The sequence below is a fragment of the Micromonospora sp. NPDC005161 genome (genome assembly GCF_053599855.1).
This window is the reverse complement of the sequence record NZ_JBSFYQ010000124.1, coordinates 1-1474: the sequence shown is the minus strand read 5'-3', so window position 1 is coordinate 1474 and position 1474 is coordinate 1. Positions and strand designations below refer to the sequence as shown.

Sequence of the window (1474 nt, the reverse complement as noted above, 5' to 3'; positions counted from 1 at the left end):
GGATTCAACTGGTCGTCGCAACACCTTGATCACGGAGGTTTGCGATGGGGCGCGGCAAGAGGCAGATACCTGAGGTGCCGGCTGGTGCGCGGCGCCAGTGGGCGTCGGATCGGGCATTGCGACCGTCGATGCGTTCACCGGGACGGCCGGAGCCGTCTCGTGCGGTGCAGCGGGACTTTTGGCGGCGGATCGCGTCGGGAGTAACGACGGTAGAGGCCGCGGAGGCTGTGGGTGTGTCATGGCCGGTCGGGTCCCGGTGGTTTCGTCACGCTGGCGGCATGCCGCCGATCAGTCTGGACGAGCCCACGGGCCGTTACCTGTCATTCGCCGAGCGCGAGGAGATCGCGCTGTTGCGCGCTCAGGGGGTCGGAGTGCGCGAGATTGCCCGCAGGATCGGACGCGACCCGGGAACGATCTCACGCGAGCTGCGCCGTAATGCGGCGACCAGGGGCGGTAAGCCGGTCTACCGGGCTCTGGTGGGGCAGTGCAAGGCGCAGCAGGCCGCGAAGCGCCCGAAGACCGCGAAGCTCGTGAGCAATGGCAGGTTACGCGAGTACGTACAGGACCGGCTCGCCGGCGGCGTCCGCCGACCCGACGGCACGATCGTCACCGGGCCTGAGCCGCCCCGCGTGGAAAGGGCTGAACAAGCCGCATCGGCAGGACCGCCGCTGGGCGACGGCGTGGAGCCCGGAGCAGATCTCGCACCGGCTCCGTGTCGACTTCCCCGATGATGAGTCCATGCGCATCAGCCACGAGGCGATCTACCAGTCACTGTTCATTCAGGGGCGTGGAGCGCTCAAGCGTGAGCTGGTTGCGTGTCTGCGCACCGGCCGGGCGCTGCGGGTTCCCAGAGCGCGGTCCCAGAACAAGCCGCGAGGGCATGTCACTGCCGATGTCGTCCTCTCCGAGCGCCCCGCCGAAGCCGCGGACCGCGCGGTCCCCGGGCACTGGGAAGGGGATCTGATCATCGGGACGGGCCGCTCCGCGATCGGCACGCTCGTCGAGCGCGCCAGCCGCTGCACGCTTCTCGTGCATCTGCCTCGGTTGGAGGGCTGGGGCGAGAAACCACCGGTGAAGAACGGTCCCTCGCTCGGCGGCTACGGCGCTGTCGCGATGAACACCGCGCTTACGACATCGATGACGAAGTTGCCCGCGCAGTTGCGCAAGACCCTCACCTGGGACCGCGGGAAGGAGCTCTCCGGTCATGCGCAGTTCACCCTCGATACCGGCACGACGGTGTTCTTCGCCGATCCGCACTCGCCCTGGCAGCGGCCGACGAACGAGAACACGAACGGGCTGCTGCGTCAGTACTTTCCGAAGGGCACCGACCTGTCGAGGTGGTCCAACGAGGACCTCGAAGCCGTCGCCCTCGCGGTCAACAACCGGCCCCGCAAGATCCTTGGCTGGAAGACCCCGGCCGAGGTCTTCGCCGAGCAACTACGCTCACTACAACAGCCCCGTGTTGCAACGACCG

At 68.0% G+C, this 1474-nt stretch carries 1 pseudogene; it reads left to right on the top strand.

Features of this window, described 5'->3' with window-relative positions:
• Positions 1-128: 128 nt before the first annotated feature.
• A pseudogene (locus ACWD5O_RS37125) lies at positions 129-1474 on the top strand (IS30 family transposase); the annotation flags it as partial.